Source organism: Bradyrhizobium zhengyangense (genome assembly GCF_022012435.1).
In the GTDB taxonomy this organism is placed as follows: Bacteria; Pseudomonadota; Alphaproteobacteria; order Rhizobiales; family Xanthobacteraceae; genus Bradyrhizobium; species Bradyrhizobium zhengyangense.
This window is the reverse complement of sequence record NZ_JAKLUA010000003.1, coordinates 535,888-551,810: the sequence shown is the minus strand read 5'-3', so window position 1 is coordinate 551,810 and position 15,923 is coordinate 535,888. Positions and strand designations below refer to the sequence as shown.

Below are 15,923 nucleotides of genomic sequence, written 5' to 3'. Positions count from 1 at the left end.
GGCTGATTACGCCTCAGGATAAGAAAAGTTCCCTTTGGCTGGGAACTTTTTGTCGAACCCTGAATTGAACTCGTCCAGGGAACGGCTCCCGGTTGAGAAAACTTCTCTATTTTGCAGTCACTTAACTCGGGGAAACGTGGAACAGGTCATGAAAGATCTCAAGTCTCAAGCCAGCAAAAGCACGACCCCCGGCAAGGGAGGCCTCACTCCGGAGATCCAATCCCGGATAGGGCATCAACTGCGCGCGATGTATGATGATGTCGTGCGGCAGGGGGTTCCGGACCGGTTCGCGGAGCTCATCAAAAAGCTTGATGCGCCGGGAGGTGGGTCTCCAAACGAGAATGGGGCTGGGGGCTCCAACGACAACAATGGGAGGGACTAATGCCTCTCACAAACTCCCTGCGTGACGACATTCTGGCGGCCGTGCCAAGCCTGCGCGCGTTCGCCATATCGCTTAGCGGCAATGCCGACCGCGCCGACGATCTGGTGCAGGAGACGCTGCTCCGCGCGCTCGCCAACATCGACTCGTTCCAGCCCGGCTCCAATCTGCCGGCGTGGCTGTTCACGATCCTGCGCAATCTGTTTCGCTCCGACTATCGCAAGCGGCGGCGTGAGGTCGAGGACGCCGAGGGCAACTATGCCAAGACGCTGAAGACGCAGCCTTCGCAGAACGCTCATCTCGAGTTCGAGGAGTTTCGCACCGCGCTCGAGAAGCTTCCCCAAGATCAGCGTGAGGCGCTGATCCTGGTCGGAGCCTCTGGCTTCTCCTATGAGGATGCGGCCTCGATCTGCGGCTGTGCCGTCGGCACCATCAAGAGCCGCGTCAACCGCGCGCGCTCGAAGCTCGCCGCGCTGCTCTATGTCGACGGCGCCGAGGACTTCGGGCCCGACGAGACCGTGCGCGCCGTGATCGGCGGCAGCGGCGGATAGCGCGTCATTTGATCAAGGCAGCTCGCGAAGGCGGCCGTTTGTGCGGCCGTCTTTGCGCGCGTGTGAACAAGCCAACTCGGCTCGAGTCATGTCTCGACGAACGTCACTGTGTCAGCGACTGATGCGCGCGAGGTGCGGTAACTGTTGACCTTGTGCGCATGATCGGCATAGCCGAACGAGATGCCGCAGACGACACGGCGGTCGTCGGGCAAGTTGAAGTGGCGGCGGATCAGGCCGGAATGGCGCGCCAGCGCGGCCTGCGGAATCGTGCCGAGCCCGAGCGCTTGCGCGGCGAGCATGAAATTTGAAACATAGGCACCGCAGTCGATCGCGCCATAGATGCCGAGCGGCTCATTGGTGTGAATGATCGCGACATGCGGCGCGCCAAAGAAATTGTAATTCTCCAGCGCCTGCTTGGCGTAACCCATCTTGTCGCCGCGCGGGATGCCGAGCGTGTTGTAGAGCTGAAAGCCGCTCTCGCGGCGGCGCTCGAGATAGACGCCGACATATTCGCGCGGCGGCGTGAAATCATAATCGTCACCAAGGCCGCCTGAGGCCTCCTTGTAGATCAGTTGGCGGAAGCGCTCTTTCGCCTCGCCGCTGGCGATGATGACCTGCCAGGGCTGGCTGTTGCACCAGGACGCGGTCCGCTGCGCCGTGGTCAGCACATGCTCGATAGTGGCGCGATCGACCTCCTTGGGCAGGAAGGCGCGCACGGAGTAACGCTCGTTGAGGAGCTCTTCGAGCACGCCGATGCGGTCGTTTTGGTTGACTTTAGCGTCCATGATCTAGCTCGCGTCGCTTTCTTCGTAGGGTGGGTTAACCCCGCGGATTGCGCGAAGCGCAAACCGCGCGGCGTAACCCACCACTTCTGTCTCCTCTGCGGAAGCTAAGAGGTGGGTTACGCTGCGCTAACTAACCCACCCTACGATTCCGTGATTGAAGTTGTCACCGCCCCTTGGTCGGGATCTTGTTGTAAGGCACATCCTTGTCGACGCGGATATCCCCCGGCAATCCCAGTACCCGCTCGGCGATGATGTTGCGCAAGATCTCGTCGGTGCCGCCGGCAATCCGCATCGAGGGCGAGGACAGCAGCATCTGCTGAAACTGGCCGTGCACCGTCTCCTCGTCGCTGCCGGTGAGCACTCCGGCCGCGCCCTGGAGGTCCATGGCGTAGGTCGCGATGTCCTGGAGCATCATGCCCGAGACCAGTTTGCCGATGGAGTTCTCCGGTCCCGGCCGCTCGCCTTTCGACAGCGCCGAGATCGCGCGGTAGCTGGTGTATTTCAGCCCGCTCGACTTCACCGCCCAGCTCGCAAGCTTTGAGCGCACAGCGGGATCGTCGATGGCGAGACCATCCTCCAGCGTCAGGTTCGAGCAAAACTCGAACATCTCAGGGACGCCGGTCGCGAGCCGCGCGCCGATCGACATGCGTTCGTTCATCAGCGTGGTCAGCGAGACGCTCCAGCCTTCGCCGACCGCGCCGAGACGCTGGCTGTCCGGGATGACGACATCAGTGAAATAGACCTCGTTGAACTCCTGCATGCCGTTGGCCTGCTTGATCGGCCGCACCTCGACACCAGGGCTCTTCATGTCCAGGAAGAACATGGTGAGGCCCTTGTGCTTGGGCACATTTGGATCGGTGCGCGCGATCAACAGACCGTAGTCGGAGTAATGCGCGCCGGAAGTCCAGATCTTCTGGCCGTCCACAACCCAGACGTCGCCCTTCTTCTCCGCGCGCGTGCGCAGGCCCGCGACATCAGAGCCGGCGGACGGCTCGGAGAACAGCTGACACCAGATCTCCTCGCCCGAGGCGAGCTTCGGCAAATAGCGGCGCTTGGCGTCCTCGGTGCCCCAAGCCATCACGGTCGGGCCGCACATGCCCTCGCCGATCTGGAATGGCTGCGTCAGCTTGCCGTAGACGCCCTCTTCCTGCTGCCAGATCACGCGCTCGATCGGCGTGGCGCCACGACCACCATATTCCTTCGGCCAGTGCAGGCAGGCCCAGCCGCCTTCGGCCTTCTTCTTCTGCCAGGCCTTGCCGACCTCGACCATGTCGTGCTTGGCAAGCCTGATGCGGCCGAGCGAGGATTTTGACAGCTCCTGCTCGAACTCCTTCGGCGCGTTGGCGGTGATCCATTTGCGCGCGGTCTCGCGGAATGCGGCTTCCTGCGGGGTATCGTCGAAATTCATGGCGAACCTCTACCCTCTTCCCCTGGTCGGGATCTTGTTGAACGGCACGTCCTTGTCGACCCTGATGTCGCCGGGCAGGCCCAGCACCCGCTCGGCGATGATGTTCCGCATGATCTCGTCGGTGCCGCCTTCGACGCGGGTGCCCGGCGCACGCAGCAGCATCGCCTGGAAGCGGCCGGCGAGCTCGGCATCCTCGCCGCTGACGACGCCGGCGGCACCTTGCAGATCGAGTGCGTAGGTCGCGACGTCCTGAATCATGGAGCCCGCCACGAGCTTGCCGATCGAGTTCTCCGGACCAGGCCGCTCGCCCTTCGACAGCGCGGAGATCGCGCGCATGCTGGTGTATTTCAGCCCGCTCGCCTTCACCGCCCAGTTGGCGAGCTTCGAGCGCACCGCGCGATCCTCGATCGCCGGACCGTCATCGAGCATCAGGCTGGAGCAATATTCGAACAGTTCGGGGAAACCGGTCGAGACGGCCGCACCGATCGCACTGCGTTCGTTCATCAGAGTGGTCAGCGAAACGTTCCAGCCGTCACCGACCTCGCCGAGGCGCTGATGGTCGGGGATGCGGACATTGGTGAAATAAACTTCGTTGAAGTCGGACGCACCGCTCGCCTGCTTGATCGGCCGCACTTCGACGCCCGGGCTCTTCATGTCCAGGAAGAACATGGTGAGACCCTTGTGCTTGGGCACGGTGGGATCGGTGCGGGTGAGCAAGATGCCGTAGTCGGAATAATGCGCGCCCGACGTCCAGATCTTCTGGCCGTTGATGACCCAGTCGTCGCCATCCTTCTCTGCGCGCGTGCGCAGGCCAGCGACATCGGAGCCGCCGGCCGGTTCGGAGAACAGCTGGCACCAGACCTTCTCGCCTGATGCGAGCGGCGGGAGGTAGGTGCGCTTATGCTCCTCGCGTGCGAACGCCATCATGGTCGGCCCGCACATGCCGTGGCCGATGATGAACATGCGGGACAGCTGGCCGAACGGCCCCTCCTCCTGCTGCCAGATCACGCGCTCGATCGGCGATGAGCCGCGGCCGCCATATTCCTTTGGCCAGTGCAGGCAGGCCCAGCCGGCATCGGCCTTCCTCTTCTGCCAGGCCTTTGCAACCTCGAGAATGTCAGCGTTCCTGAGCACGGTACGACCGAGCGAGGATTTGCGCAGATCCTCCTCATATTGCTTCGGCGCGTTGGCGCCGATCCACGCCCGCGCGGTGGCGCGGAATTCGGCTTCCTGCGGAGTGTCGTCGAAGTTCATGACAGTGTCCTTCGCCTAAGCCGCGTTCTTCTTGCGCATGCGATCGATCAGTTGATCTTCCCAATAGGTGAGGCTGCCGAGCCCGAGTGCCATCGCGTTGGCGCGACGGTAGTACATGTGGCAGTCGAACTCCCAGGTGAAACCCATGCCGCCGTGAACCTGGATGTTGTTCTTGGCGCAGTGCTGGAACGCCTGCGTCGCGCTGATGCGCGCGGCGGCAGCGGCTTCCGGCAGTTCGGCCGCGTTGGTCGAGAGCGCCCAGGCGCCGTAATAGCTGTTGGAGCGCGCCAGCGTCGCCGAGACATACATGTCCGCGAGCATGTGCTTGATCGCCTGGAACGAGCCGATCTGGCGGCCGAAGGCGATACGGTCGAGCGCGTAGTCGCGGCCCATCTCCAACGCGCGGTCAGCGCCGCCGACCTGCTCGAAGGCGCACAGCACCGCGGCGCGGTCGAGCACCTCGGTTAAAATGCTCCAACCCTCGCCGGCCACACCGAGCGGCTCAGCCTTGGCATCTTTGAAGGTGATCTCGGCCTGACCACGGGTCGGGTCGAGATTGGTGAGGCTTTTCACCTCGACGCCGCCTGCCTTGAGGTCAACGAGGAACAGCGAGATGTCACCGTCGCGCCCGCTCGATCCCGTGCGCGCTGCAACCACAGCAAAGTCAGCAATCGCGCCATCGGGCACCGGCTTCTTGACGCCGTTGAGCACGCCGTTCGCAGCCGTAAGCTTGACGTTCTTCGGCGCCGGATTGCCCTTGCCCTCGAACAGCGCCAGCGTGCCGATCGCTTCGCCCGAAGCGATGGCGGGCAGCCACTTCTTCTTTTGCGCGTCACTGCCGGCGATCAGCAGCGCTTCGGCGGCAAGATAAACTGTCGAGGAGAATGGCACCGGCGCATTGGCGCGGCCCATCTCCTCAGCGATCACGCAAAGCTCGAGATGGCCGGCGCCGGCACCGCCGAACTCCTCGGGGATTGCAACGCCGAGGAAGCCCATCTCGGCAAGGCCCTTCCAGAGTTCCTTGTCGTAAGGCGTCTTGCCGTCGAGCACGACGCGCACGGCTTTGGGTGAGCATTTTTCTGTGAGGAATTTGCGCGCCTGGTCACGGAGCTGTTTCTGGTCGTCAGAGAAATCGAAGTTCATGGCGGCCTGCCCTCTTATTTGTTGTTAGAGACCGTCATTCCAGGGCGTCGCGTAGCGGCGAGCCCGGAATCCATTTCACCGCCTTTATGCGGCCCGATGGATTCCGGGTTCGCGCTGCGCGCGCCCCGGAATGACGAGTGGAGAGAGAAGTGCTTCATCGCAGCACGATCACATCCTGATCCGGTTTGTCCGCATAGAGCCGCTCGACCAGCGCCGCGCGGCGCTCGAGGCCGGCGCGCTGGTTGATATAGCCCTTGTCGGTGAGCTCGTTGCCGTCGATCGAAGGCGGCTCGACCATCAGCATCGCGCGCGCGATGATACGGCTGCTGGCGCCCTCGCATTCCTTGTTGTGGGCCTGGAGGCCGCGATTGAAGCACGCAATCACCTCGGGATGCTTCACCGCATCCTCGAAGCTGAGATCGGGATTGCCGACGAGCTGGCGGCATGCATGCAGGTTCGGCCAGGCAAGGAGCCCGATGAAAGCGCGATCCTGCCCTGCAACCAGCGCGTCATGCACGACCGGCGTCGCCGCCGCGATCGCGTCGGTGCGGAGCGAGCCGACATGAACGAACGTGCCGGTGGTGAGCTTGAAGTCCTCGACGACCCGACCCGCAAAGATGATGCCCTTCACCGGATCGTTGTCGTCGACGAAAATGCCGGCGTCGCCGATGCAGTAAAAGCCTTCTTCGTCGAACATCTTCTTGGTGAGATCGGGCTGGCCGAAATAGCCAGGCGTGACGTTGACGCCGCGCAGCCGCAACTCGTATTTCGAGCCGCACGGCACCATCTTCAGCTCGACGCCGGGGAACGGCAGGCCGATCAGGCCGACGCGTTCGGTGTCCCAATAGGTGCCGGTCGAAGTCGGCGCGGTCTCGGTCGAACCCCAGCCAGTGTAGAACACGATGCGCTCACCGGTGGTCTTGACCGCAAGCGCCTGCATGCGATCGTAGAGATCGTCGGGCAGCCGCGCACCGCCATAGGCCATAATCGAAAGGTTCTTGAAGAAGGAGCGGCACAGCGCGTCGTCCTTTTCCATCGCCGCCGCCAGCGCAGCATAGCCGGCCGGCACGTTGGCATAATAAGTCGGCGAGATCTCGCGGAGATTCCTGATCGTCTCCTCGAGCTGTCCCGGCATCGGCCGGCCGTCGTCGATATAGAGCGTGCCGCCATCGACCAGCACCGGATGGAACGCGGCATTGCCGCCCATGGTGTGATTCCACGGCATCCAGTCCAGCACCACCGGCAGCGGACCGCCCGGGATGCGCGGCCGCACCTGCATCATCATCGCGGCATTGGCGCACATCATCTCTTGCGTATTGATGACGGCCTTGGGCATGCCGGTCGAGCCCGACGTGAACAGCAACTTGCCGACGGTGTCGGGCGTGATCTTCGCGATCGACTCCTCGACATCCTTCGTCACAGGTGTTGCCGCAAGGTCGGCAAAGCTGACGCTCTTGACGCCCTCACAGGGCCGGGAGACGTGCACGACAGTGACGCCGGTGAGATCGAGGGCTTTCAGCGCCTTTTCGAAGGTCGGGCCGTCCTGCACCATCACCACAGCCGGCTTGATCAGGTCAAACAGATACTTCAGCTTGACGTGATCATGGCTCATCAAGGAGTAAGCCGGCGACACCGGGGCCGCCGGGACGCGTGCCTGCATCGCCGCCTGCGTCATCAGCGCGTGCTCGATCGAATTGCCGGAGAGGATCGCGACCGGGCGTCCGTCGAGTTTGAGATTCAGCAGCGCCTGCGTCAGCGCATCGACCGTGCGCTTGGCTTCGCCATACGAGACTTTTCGCCATTCGCGGTTCGGGCCGCCGCGCTGCGCGAGCCAGATGCGCTCGGGCGCTTCCCTGGCCCATTTCGCCAGCGAAGCCGGAAGATGCTTTTCGTAAGCCTGCAGCGGAATGCGCGACTTCAGCACCACCGTGCCATCAGCGCGGCGCTCGACATCGATGTCGCGCGCGAGCCACTCGACCCTGCGAAAGGCGGGCTTTGACATCACCGCCGCCGCGCTTCCACTCATTTTGCGTCTCCCGGAATTTCTTGTCCTTTGCGGATATTCGTTGTTCAGCGCTTGATATAGACAGGCTTTCGCTTCTCAAGGAAGGCCCTGATGCCTTCCGAAAATTCCTCGGAGCGGCTGCACAGGACCTGGTTGCGGTCCTCCATCGCGATCGCGGCTTCCAGCGATCCTGCATCGACGCTCATGTTAAGACATTCCTTTGACAGGCGCAGCCCCACCGGCGAGGCCGTGATCATCGCATCGACGTAAGGCTCGGCGGCCGCGTCGAGCTTGTCTTCGTCCACGACCTCAGAGACGAGCCCGACCGCAAGTGCCCGCTCCGCGCCGATGAAGCGTCCCGTGAGGATCAGTTCCGACGCCACCGACACGCCGACCAGCCGCGGCAGGAAATAGCTGGTGCCGATGTCGCAGCCGCCAAGGCCGAGCTTGATGAAGGCGCAGTTCATCCGCGCCGACTTCGTCGCAATGCGAATGTCGGAGGCCAGCGCCAGCGCAAAACCGCCGCCGGCCGCCGCGCCCTGCACCAGCGACAGGATCGGCTGCGGACAGCGGCGCATCAGCATCACGATGTCGGCGATGCGTCGCTGCGAATCCAGCGACTCCGTGACGCCAGGCGGCTCCTGCTGCCCGGCGCGGCGCGCCATCGCCGCCTTCAGATCGAGGCCGGCGCAAAAATTCTTGCCGGCACCGCGTAGCACGACGACGCGTGTGTCGCGGTTGCGCTGGAGTCCCTGGAAATAGACGTTGAGCGCATCGATCAGCGCAGGATCGAGCGCGTTGAGACTGTCAGGCCGATTGAGCGTCACCCGGTCGACGCCGTCGTCATGCTCGATCAGCAGCGGTTGGGACATGGAAAGCCTCGTGCTAGCCGCGAGTCACGGCGCCGATTGCTGCGCCCTCTCCCCTTGTGGGAGAGGGCATGTACTTCGCTAGCCACATACTCGCTTGGGTGAGGGGTCTGTCTCCGTGGAGAGAACCTCTCATCCGGCGCTATAGCCGATGCAAAGCATCGGCGTCCTACTAAGGACGGCGGCCGGAGGCCGCCTATGCCACCTTCTCCCACAAGGAGAGAAGGGAAGAGCCTACCGCGGAGCCATGCGGATGGCGCCGTCGAGGCGGATGGTCTCGCCGTTGAGCATCGCGTTCTCGACGATGTGCACGGCGAGTGCGCCGTACTCCTTGGCATCGCCAAGGCGCGAGGGATGCGGCACCTGAGCGCCCAGGCTCTTGCGCGCCTCCTCATTGAGACCCATCAGCAGCGGCGTGAAGAATAAGCCGGGCGCGATGGTGTTGACGCGAATCTTCTGGCTCGCGAGATCGCGTGCGGCAGGCAAGGTCAAACCGACAACGCCGCCCTTCGAGGCCGAATAGGCGATCTGGCCGATCTGGCCTTCATAGGCGGCCACCGACGCGGTGTTGATGATGACGCCGCGCTCCTCACCAACAGGCTCGATCGTGACGAGGCGCTCGGCGAACAGTCGCAGGCAGTTGAACGTGCCGATCAGATTGACGTTGATGATACGCGCGAACTTTTCGAGCGGGTAGACGCCATCGCGGCCGACGATGCGCTGCGAACCGCCGATGCCGGCGCAGTTCATCAGCACGCGAGCAACGCTATGCGCGGCTTCCGCCTTGGCGATCGCAGCCTTGATCTGCTCCTCGCTGGTGACGTCGGCATGAAGCGCGATGCCCTTCACTTCCGCGGCGACCTTCTCGGCGTTCTCCTTGTTCTGGTCGATCACGCCGATCTTGGCGCCCTTGGCCGCCATGGCGCGCGCGGTCGCTTCGCCGAGACCCGAGCCACCACCGGTGATGAGAACGGCTACGTCTTTCAATTCCATGACAGGCTACCTTTCCTTGGGCGTTTCTTCTCTAGACTTACTTATGAGTCCTGGCCGGATTATCCGGCGGCAGCAGCTTCCTCGGCTTGCGTGAGGATGCCACCGCAGATCAGCGTTTCCATGTGCTTGATGTATTGCCGGCAGACTTCGTCGGTGACCGGGCCGACGCCGGTCGCGCGAGACATCGCGTGCCGGCCGAAGAACAGATGATCGCAAGCGCCGATCAGGCTGGTGTAGAACAACACCGGATCGGTCTGTCGGAATTCACCGCGGCTGACGCCTTCGTCGAGCAGGCGGCGATGAAAGTCGAGCAGCGGCGCGACGAAGAATTTCGAGACTTCATCGGCGGAGCCGGCAACGCTCTCGTGCAGCAGATAATGGATCAGCCGGTTCATGTAAGGGAACCGGTGATAAGCGCGGATGATGCCGGCGATGTGCAGCTTCAGTTTTGCCGTCGCTGTAATCGGCTGCGCCAGCAGATATTCGAGATTGGACATTTCGGTCGCGGCATCGCGCGCGAGCAGCGCCAGCAGCAGGCCGTCCTTGTTGCCGAAATGATATTTGACCAGCGCTGCGTTGGCGCCTGACTTCTGGGCAATGTCGGAGAGCGAGATCTCGATCGAGGAGCGTTCGATCATCAACTCGCTTGCGGCCACGAGCAATTTCTCTGCCGTGGAATTTCTTCCGCTAGGGAGCCTGCTCGGTACACTGGTAGTCACGGAGATCCCTTGTCCTCGTCGCCTCAAGCGGGCCGCAGATAAGCCCAAGCAGCGCCTCCCCACAAGAGTTAATTGATCGATTGACTAAACGATATCCCGGCCCTTAAAACCCCGAAAACCCAATTCAGAACAATCATGGGAGAGACCGAAATGGCCGAGGCTTATATCGTCGCCGCTGCGCGTACCGCGGGCGGGCGCAAGGGGGGCCGCCTCGCCGGCTGGCATCCGGCCGATCTCGCTGCCAAGGTGCTGGACGAACTGGTCGATCGCACCAAGGTCGATCCCGCGCTGGTCGAGGACGTGATCATGGGCTGCGTGATGCAGGTCGGAGAGCAGTCCAACAACGTCGCGCGCAACGCGATCATGGCCTCGAAGCTGCCGGAGAGCGTGCCGGGCACCTCGATCGACCGTCAGTGCGGCTCCTCGCAGCAGGCGTTGCACTTTGCAGCACAGGCCGTGATGTCCGGCACCATGGACGTGGTGATCGCGGCCGGCGTGGAATCCATGACGCGCGTGCCGATGGGCCTGTCCTCGCAGCTGCCTGCCAAGAACGGCTTTGGCAATTACAAGAGCCCTGGCATCGAGGCGAGATATCCGAACATCGTATTCAGCCAGTTCACCGGCGCCGAGATGATGGCCGAGAAGTATGGGCTGTCGAAGGATGACCTCGACGAATATTCGTTCCAGAGCCATCAGCGCGCAATTGCGGCCACCCAGGCGGGTCACTTCAAGAAGGAGATCGTGCCTCTCGAGATTGTCAGAGCCGACGGCAGCAAGGACACCCACCACATCGACGAAGGCATCCGCTTCGACGCCACGCTCGAAGGCATCAAGGGCGTCAAGCTGATCGCCGAGAACGGCAAGCTGACTGCCGCCAGCGCCAGCCAGATCTGCGACGGCGCCTCGGGCGTCATGGTCGTCAACGAGCGCGGCCTCAAGCAGCTCGGTGTGAAGCCGCTCGCACGCATCCACCACTTGACCATGACCGGCGGCGATCCCGTCATCATGCTCGATGCGCCGCTGCACGCCACCAAGAAGGCGCTGGAGAAGGCCGGCATGAAGGTCGACGACATCGACCTGTTCGAGGTCAACGAGGCCTTCGCCTCGGTGCCGACGGGCTGGCTGAAGACCACCGGTGCCGATCCAGCGCGCCTCAACGTCAATGGCGGCGCCATCGCACTCGGTCATCCACTCGGCGGCTCCGGCACCAAGCTGATGACGACGCTGGTCCACGCGCTGCACCAGCGCGGCAAGCGCTATGGTCTCCAGACCATGTGCGAAGGCGGCGGAATGGCCAACGTGACGATCGTCGAACGACTGTAAGAAGAAAAGCGAAGAACAAATGGCGAGTGGTGACTGGTGATGGGGAGTGGCTTCCGCCCCTATCGCCATTCACCGCTCGCCTCTTTTTTTTAGGAAACGCCATGACGCATCCGTCCATCTACGCGAAGAGCACGCCTGACAAGATCGCCTACCAGATGGCCGGGACCGGCAAGGCGATCACCTATCGCGAGCTCGACGAACTCTCGAACCAGGGCGCGCAGCTGTTCCGCTCGCTCGGCTTGAAAGCCGGCGACCACATCGCGCTGTTGATGGAGAACCGCCTCGCCTTCATGGAGATCTGCTGGGCCGCGCAACGCAGCGGGCTCTATTACACCGCGATCAGCCGCTACCTGAAGCAGGACGAGATCGACTACATCATCGGCGATTGCGGCGCCAAGGTCGTGATCACCACGCCGAAATGCGCTGAGCAGATCAAGGACCTGGTCAAGGGCGCACCGGGCGAACCGATCTTCTACATGGTCGACGAGCCCCTGCCCGGCTTCCGCTCCTACGACAAAGAGGCAGCGGCGCAACCGACCACGCCGATCGCGGACGAGGTCGCCGGTTACGACATGCTGTATTCGTCGGGCACGACCGGCCGACCCAAGGGCATAAAGAAAGCGTTCGAAGGCAACAAGATTGAGGTGCCGAACGCATTCCTGCGCGTGCTCTGCGCCGACATGTGCGGCATGAATGCCGAGAGCACATATCTGTCGCCGGCACCGCTCTATCATGCGGCTCCTCTGCGCTTCAACATGATGGCGATCGTGCTGGGCGGCACCTCCATCATCATGGAGCATTTCGACGCCGAGGAATTCTTAAAGCTCGTCGAGAAGTACAAGGTCACCCAATCCCAGCTCGTACCGACCATGTTCGTGCGCATGCTGAAGCTGCCGGACGAGGTCCGCGCCAAATACGATGTCTCGACGCTGAAGGGCGCAATCCACGCCGCCGCACCCTGCCCGGTCGACGTGAAGGCCAAGATGATCGAATGGTGGGGGCCGATCCTGATCGAGTATTATGCTGGCTCGGAAGGCAACGGCGTCACCGTCTGCAACTCGCAGCAATGGCTGGAGCATCGCGGCAGCGTCGGCCGCGCCGTAGTCGGCAAGATCAAGATTTTGGACGAGAACGACGAGGAGCAGCCGGTTGGCGAGATCGGCACGGTGTATTTCGCCGACGCGCCAGCCTTCACCTATCACAACGACCCCGAGAAGACGAAGAAGGCCTACAACGCCAAGGGATGGTCGACGCTCGGCGACGTCGGCTATCTCGACAAGGACGGCTTCCTGTTCCTCACCGACCGCAAGTCCTACATGATCATCTCGGGCGGGGTGAACATTTACCCGCAAGAAACCGAGGACGTGCTGATCACGCACCCCGAAATCGCCGACGTCGCCGTGTTCGGCGTGCCGAACGAGGAGATGGGCGAAGAGGTCAAGGCGGTGGTGCAGCCGCACGACATGAAGAGCGCCGGCAAGCAGCTCGAGGCCGAGTTGATCGCCTACTGCAAGACCCGCCTCTCCGCCATCAAATGCCCGCGCTCGATTGATTTCGAAGCCGAGCTGCCGCGCACGCCGACGGGCAAGCTGGTGAAGCGGCATCTGCGCGACAAGTACTGGCCGAAAACCGCGGCGAAGATTTAAGGCTCAATCAAACAAACTCGGCGTGTGGTTCACCAGCGCGCCTTCGATCTCGAGCATCTTCAGCTTCGTCACCACGCCGCCATTCGCCGAAAAGCCGCCGGGCTTGTTGCCGGCAGCGAGCACACGGTGGCAGGGCACGACGATCGGACAGGGGTTGCGGCCGAGCGCCTGGCCGACGTCGCGCGACAACTGGACGCCACCGAGCTGCTTGGCGATGTCGCCATAGGTGATGGTCTTGCCGGGCGGGATGGCGCGGGCGATCTCGTAGACGCCGCGGTTGAACTCGGGAACGCCGTCGAGATCGAGCTCGATATCGGTGAGGTCGTCGCGTTCGCCCGCGAGCAGTTTGGTCATGCGGTCGATCGCGTGCTGCACCTCGGGAGTCGGCTCCGCCTCGGTGGCGTCGGCATGGCGCTGGCTGATCCGGGTGCGGATCTTCTGCTCGCCGCCCATCGGAAGCTGCGTGCCGTTGATGCCGCGCGGGCCCCAGGCGATGGCGCAGAGGCCGATTCTGGTGTCGAACAGGGCGAAATGCTGGTCGGTCATGGCTTGGTTCCTGGCTTGCGTCCTCTCGCATGCCCCCAATGTGATCTCGGTCTAAATCTAGGCTTGGAAATAGTTGCGATCCACCCGGTTTCCGGGAATCTTGCACAGGAGTTCCGCACACCTTTCCGCGAGCCGAGAATGCAAAGCCTCCACGTCCTTGGATACGACATGCCCTATCTCGACGTGGGCGAGGACAGAGACAGGCCGCCGCTGGTCTGCGTGCATGGCTCGCTCTCCGACTTCCGCGTCTGGGGCTGCGTGCTCGGGCCGTTGACGCAGCGGCACCGGATGATCGTCCCCAGCCTGAGGCACTTCTTTCCGGCCAAGTGGAATGGCGTCGGCGATACCTATTCGATCGTCCAGCATGTTAGTGACGTCATCGCCTTCATTGAGAAGCTCGACCTCGGCCCGGTCGATCTGATGGGCCACTCCCGCGGCGGCCACATCAGCTTCCGCGTGGCGCAGCAGCGGCCTGATCTGCTGCGGCGGCTCGTTCTTGCCGAGCCCGGCGGCGAGCTCGATGCGAGCCTTGATCCCGACTATGCTGGCGGCCCGTCGCCGCTGCTGGCGCGCTTCACGGCTTCGGCCGAGAAGATCGCAGCCGGCAATGTCGATGGCGGTCTCGCCGTGTTCGTCGACACGCTGGAGGGCGCCGGCACCTGGCCGCGGCTGCCGGCGATGGTGAAGCAGAATCTGCGCGACAACGCGTACACGCTGATCGGCCAGGTCCGCGACAACCGCCCGCCTTTCTCCAAAGCGGATGCGGAGGCGATTCTGATGCCGACGCTGTTCATCCTGGGCGCGCGGACCAAGGGCCTGCTGCCGAAAGTGCTGCACGCGCTCGCGGCACACGTACCCTATTCCAGGACGGCGATCATCCCGAACGCGACGCATCCGATGTTCGAGCAGGCGCCGCAGAAATATTCCGAAGTCGTCCTCGACTTTCTGGCGAGCTGAATCATGCAGAGCTTCCGCGTCAACGGTTACGACATGGCCTATCTCGAAGTCGGCGAGGGCCATCCGCTGGTCTGCGTGCATGGCACGCTCGGGGATTTCCGCACCTGGTATTCGGTGCTCGGCCCGCTATCGGCCAATCATCGCGTGATCGCGGTCAGCCTGCGGCATTTCTTCCCTGAACATTGGGACGCCGTCGGCGATGACTACAAGATGGCGCAGCACGTCTCTGACGTGATCGCCTTCATCGAACAGGTCGAACCCGGACCAGTCGACCTGATGGGCCATTCGCGCGGCGGGCACATCGCCTTCCGCGTCGCGCAGGCGCGGCCTGAGCTGTTGCGAAAACTTGTGCTGGCCGAGCCCGGCGGCGATCTCGACGCCAGCCTGCCGGTGCCGGAAGGCACGCCTGCCTACCCACCGCTCGCGGCGAAGACGATACGCTCGGTCGAGATGATCCGCGCCGGCGACATCGAAGGCGCGCTGCAAAATTTCTATGAAGGCATCGAAGGCGACGGCTCGTGGCGGCGCGTGCCGGCGACGGCCAAGCAGCAATTGCGCGACAACACGCTGACCTTCCTCGGCCAGATCAATGAGCAGCGGCGGCCTTACACTCTCAGCGATGCGCAGGCAATCAAGACGCCGACGCTGCTGATCGGCGGCGGCGCCACCACCGGCAGCCTGTCGGTGATGTGGCGCGTGCTGGCCGCGCACATCGCCGGTAGCAAGACGGCGGTGATTCCCAATGCTGGACACTGGATGTTCGAGCAGGCGCCGCTGGAGTTTGGCGAGGCGGTGAGCCGGTTCCTGACGGAGTAGCTCTCGCCTCGCATACAGGGAAAGGCCTCACACCTTCCAGACGCCGACAGGCATCTTGATGGTCGCGTTCAGCCGGTTCCAGACGTTGATCGTCGCGATCGCGAGGATCAGGGTTGCGAGCTCGCGCTCGTCAAAATGCTTGGCGGCCTCGTTCCAGATCGCGTCCGGCACCGGATCCTCGCGATCGGCAACGCGCGTGACCGCCTCCGTCAGCGCCAGCGCGGCGCGTTCGGCGTCGGAGAAATAGGGCGCCTCCCGCCAGGCGGAGACTGCGAACAATCGCTCGTCGGTTTCGCCCAGCTTGCGGGCGATCTTGGGATGCATGTCGACGCAGACGCTGCAGCCGTTGATCTGGCTGGCGCGCAGATGCACCAGTTCCAGGAGCTTTTCCGGCAGGCCTTGCTTGGTGAGGTTGGCGAGGGCTTGAAGGAGGTTCATGGCCTCGGGCAGGACCATCACCGGGTGATTCATGCGGGCGTGCATCATGTCTCGTCTCCATAGATCGAATTTCGAAGGTTCCGGTCACATC

The 15,923-nt window shown here is 63.2% G+C and carries 16 protein-coding genes; 6 read left to right on the top strand and 10 right to left on the bottom strand.

All coding sequences use genetic code 11. The features are described from left to right. The first annotated feature begins 148 nt into the window (after window positions 1–148). Together L6637_RS14080 and L6637_RS14075 are read left to right on the top strand one after the other, a co-directional pair. On the top strand, window positions 149–382 hold the full coding sequence (locus tag L6637_RS14080; RefSeq protein ID WP_194478017.1) for a NepR family anti-sigma factor: 234 nt from the start codon (window positions 149–151) through the stop codon (window positions 380–382). Then, entirely contained in the window at window positions 382–930 is a 549-nt protein-coding gene (locus L6637_RS14075) for a sigma-70 family RNA polymerase sigma factor (RefSeq protein ID WP_128954138.1), read from the top strand. The genes L6637_RS14080 and L6637_RS14075 overlap by 1 nt, the downstream gene beginning before the upstream one ends. An 86-nt stretch (window positions 931–1,016) precedes the next feature. On the opposite strand, the gene L6637_RS14070 is transcribed toward L6637_RS14075, so the two are convergent. The 8 genes from L6637_RS14070 to L6637_RS14035 all read right to left on the bottom strand — a co-directional run bounded on the left by L6637_RS14070 (window position 1,017) and on the right by L6637_RS14035 (window position 10,049). Continuing rightward, window positions 1,017–1,715: a nitroreductase gene (locus L6637_RS14070; RefSeq protein ID WP_237866602.1), complete on the bottom strand. Its 699-nt coding sequence runs from the start codon at window positions 1,713–1,715 to the stop codon at window positions 1,017–1,019. 163 nt (window positions 1,716–1,878) lie between these two features. Beyond that, complete coding sequence (locus tag L6637_RS14065; RefSeq protein ID WP_237866601.1) at window positions 1,879–3,123, bottom strand: acyl-CoA dehydrogenase; 1,245 nt, start codon at window positions 3,121–3,123, stop codon at window positions 1,879–1,881. A 9-nt stretch (window positions 3,124–3,132) separates the two neighbouring features. After that, the gene (locus L6637_RS14060; protein ID WP_237866599.1) at window positions 3,133–4,377 is read right to left on the bottom strand and encodes an acyl-CoA dehydrogenase; all 1,245 of its coding nucleotides are present in this window, start codon (window positions 4,375–4,377) and stop codon (window positions 3,133–3,135) included. A gap of 15 nt (window positions 4,378–4,392) precedes the next feature. Beyond that, the gene (locus L6637_RS14055; RefSeq protein ID WP_237866598.1) at window positions 4,393–5,520 is read right to left on the bottom strand and encodes an acyl-CoA dehydrogenase family protein; all 1,128 of its coding nucleotides are present in this window, start codon (window positions 5,518–5,520) and stop codon (window positions 4,393–4,395) included. Window positions 5,521–5,674: 154 nt separating this feature from the next. Next, the gene (locus L6637_RS14050) at window positions 5,675–7,546 is read right to left on the bottom strand and encodes an AMP-binding protein (protein WP_237866597.1); all 1,872 of its coding nucleotides are present in this window, start codon (window positions 7,544–7,546) and stop codon (window positions 5,675–5,677) included. Between the two features lie 44 nt (window positions 7,547–7,590). Next, the gene (locus L6637_RS14045; RefSeq protein WP_237866596.1) at window positions 7,591–8,397 is read right to left on the bottom strand and encodes an enoyl-CoA hydratase/isomerase family protein; all 807 of its coding nucleotides are present in this window, start codon (window positions 8,395–8,397) and stop codon (window positions 7,591–7,593) included. Window positions 8,398–8,628: 231 nt separating this feature from the next. Beyond that, on the bottom strand, window positions 8,629–9,387 hold the full coding sequence (locus L6637_RS14040; protein WP_237870943.1) for an SDR family NAD(P)-dependent oxidoreductase: 759 nt from the start codon (window positions 9,385–9,387) through the stop codon (window positions 8,629–8,631). Between the two features lie 59 nt (window positions 9,388–9,446). Beyond that, window positions 9,447–10,049, bottom strand: coding sequence for a TetR family transcriptional regulator (locus L6637_RS14035; protein ID WP_237866594.1), 603 nt, complete (start codon window positions 10,047–10,049; stop codon window positions 9,447–9,449). Window positions 10,050–10,256: 207 nt separating this feature from the next. On the opposite strand from L6637_RS14035, the gene L6637_RS14030 reads away from it, so the two are divergent. Both L6637_RS14030 and L6637_RS14025 read left to right on the top strand, forming a co-directional pair. Then, the gene (locus L6637_RS14030; RefSeq protein ID WP_237866590.1) at window positions 10,257–11,429 is read left to right on the top strand and encodes an acetyl-CoA C-acetyltransferase; all 1,173 of its coding nucleotides are present in this window, start codon (window positions 10,257–10,259) and stop codon (window positions 11,427–11,429) included. 101 nt (window positions 11,430–11,530) lie between these two features. Beyond that, a complete protein-coding gene (locus L6637_RS14025; RefSeq protein WP_237866589.1) occupies window positions 11,531–13,075 on the top strand; it encodes an acyl-CoA synthetase in 1,545 nt (514 codons plus the stop codon). A 3-nt stretch (window positions 13,076–13,078) separates the two neighbouring features. Here L6637_RS14025 and L6637_RS14020 read toward each other — a convergent pair whose 3' ends face one another. Further along, window positions 13,079–13,621 (bottom strand): methylated-DNA--[protein]-cysteine S-methyltransferase, encoded by a 543-nt coding sequence (locus L6637_RS14020; protein WP_237870941.1) that lies wholly within the window; start codon window positions 13,619–13,621, stop codon window positions 13,079–13,081. A gap of 138 nt (window positions 13,622–13,759) precedes the next feature. Between L6637_RS14020 and L6637_RS14015 the strand changes: the two genes are divergently transcribed. Both L6637_RS14015 and L6637_RS14010 read left to right on the top strand, forming a co-directional pair. Beyond that, on the top strand, window positions 13,760–14,578 hold the full coding sequence (locus tag L6637_RS14015; protein WP_237866586.1) for an alpha/beta fold hydrolase: 819 nt from the start codon (window positions 13,760–13,762) through the stop codon (window positions 14,576–14,578). A 3-nt stretch (window positions 14,579–14,581) separates the two neighbouring features. Next, window positions 14,582–15,394 carry an alpha/beta fold hydrolase gene (locus L6637_RS14010; protein WP_237866585.1) on the top strand — a complete coding sequence of 271 codons (813 nt, stop codon included), beginning with the start codon at window positions 14,582–14,584 and terminating at the stop codon, window positions 15,392–15,394. A 27-nt stretch (window positions 15,395–15,421) separates the two neighbouring features. On the opposite strand, the gene L6637_RS14005 is transcribed toward L6637_RS14010, so the two are convergent. Next, entirely contained in the window at window positions 15,422–15,877 is a 456-nt protein-coding gene (locus L6637_RS14005; protein WP_237870961.1) for a carboxymuconolactone decarboxylase family protein, read from the bottom strand. Window positions 15,878–15,923 lie beyond the last annotated feature (46 nt).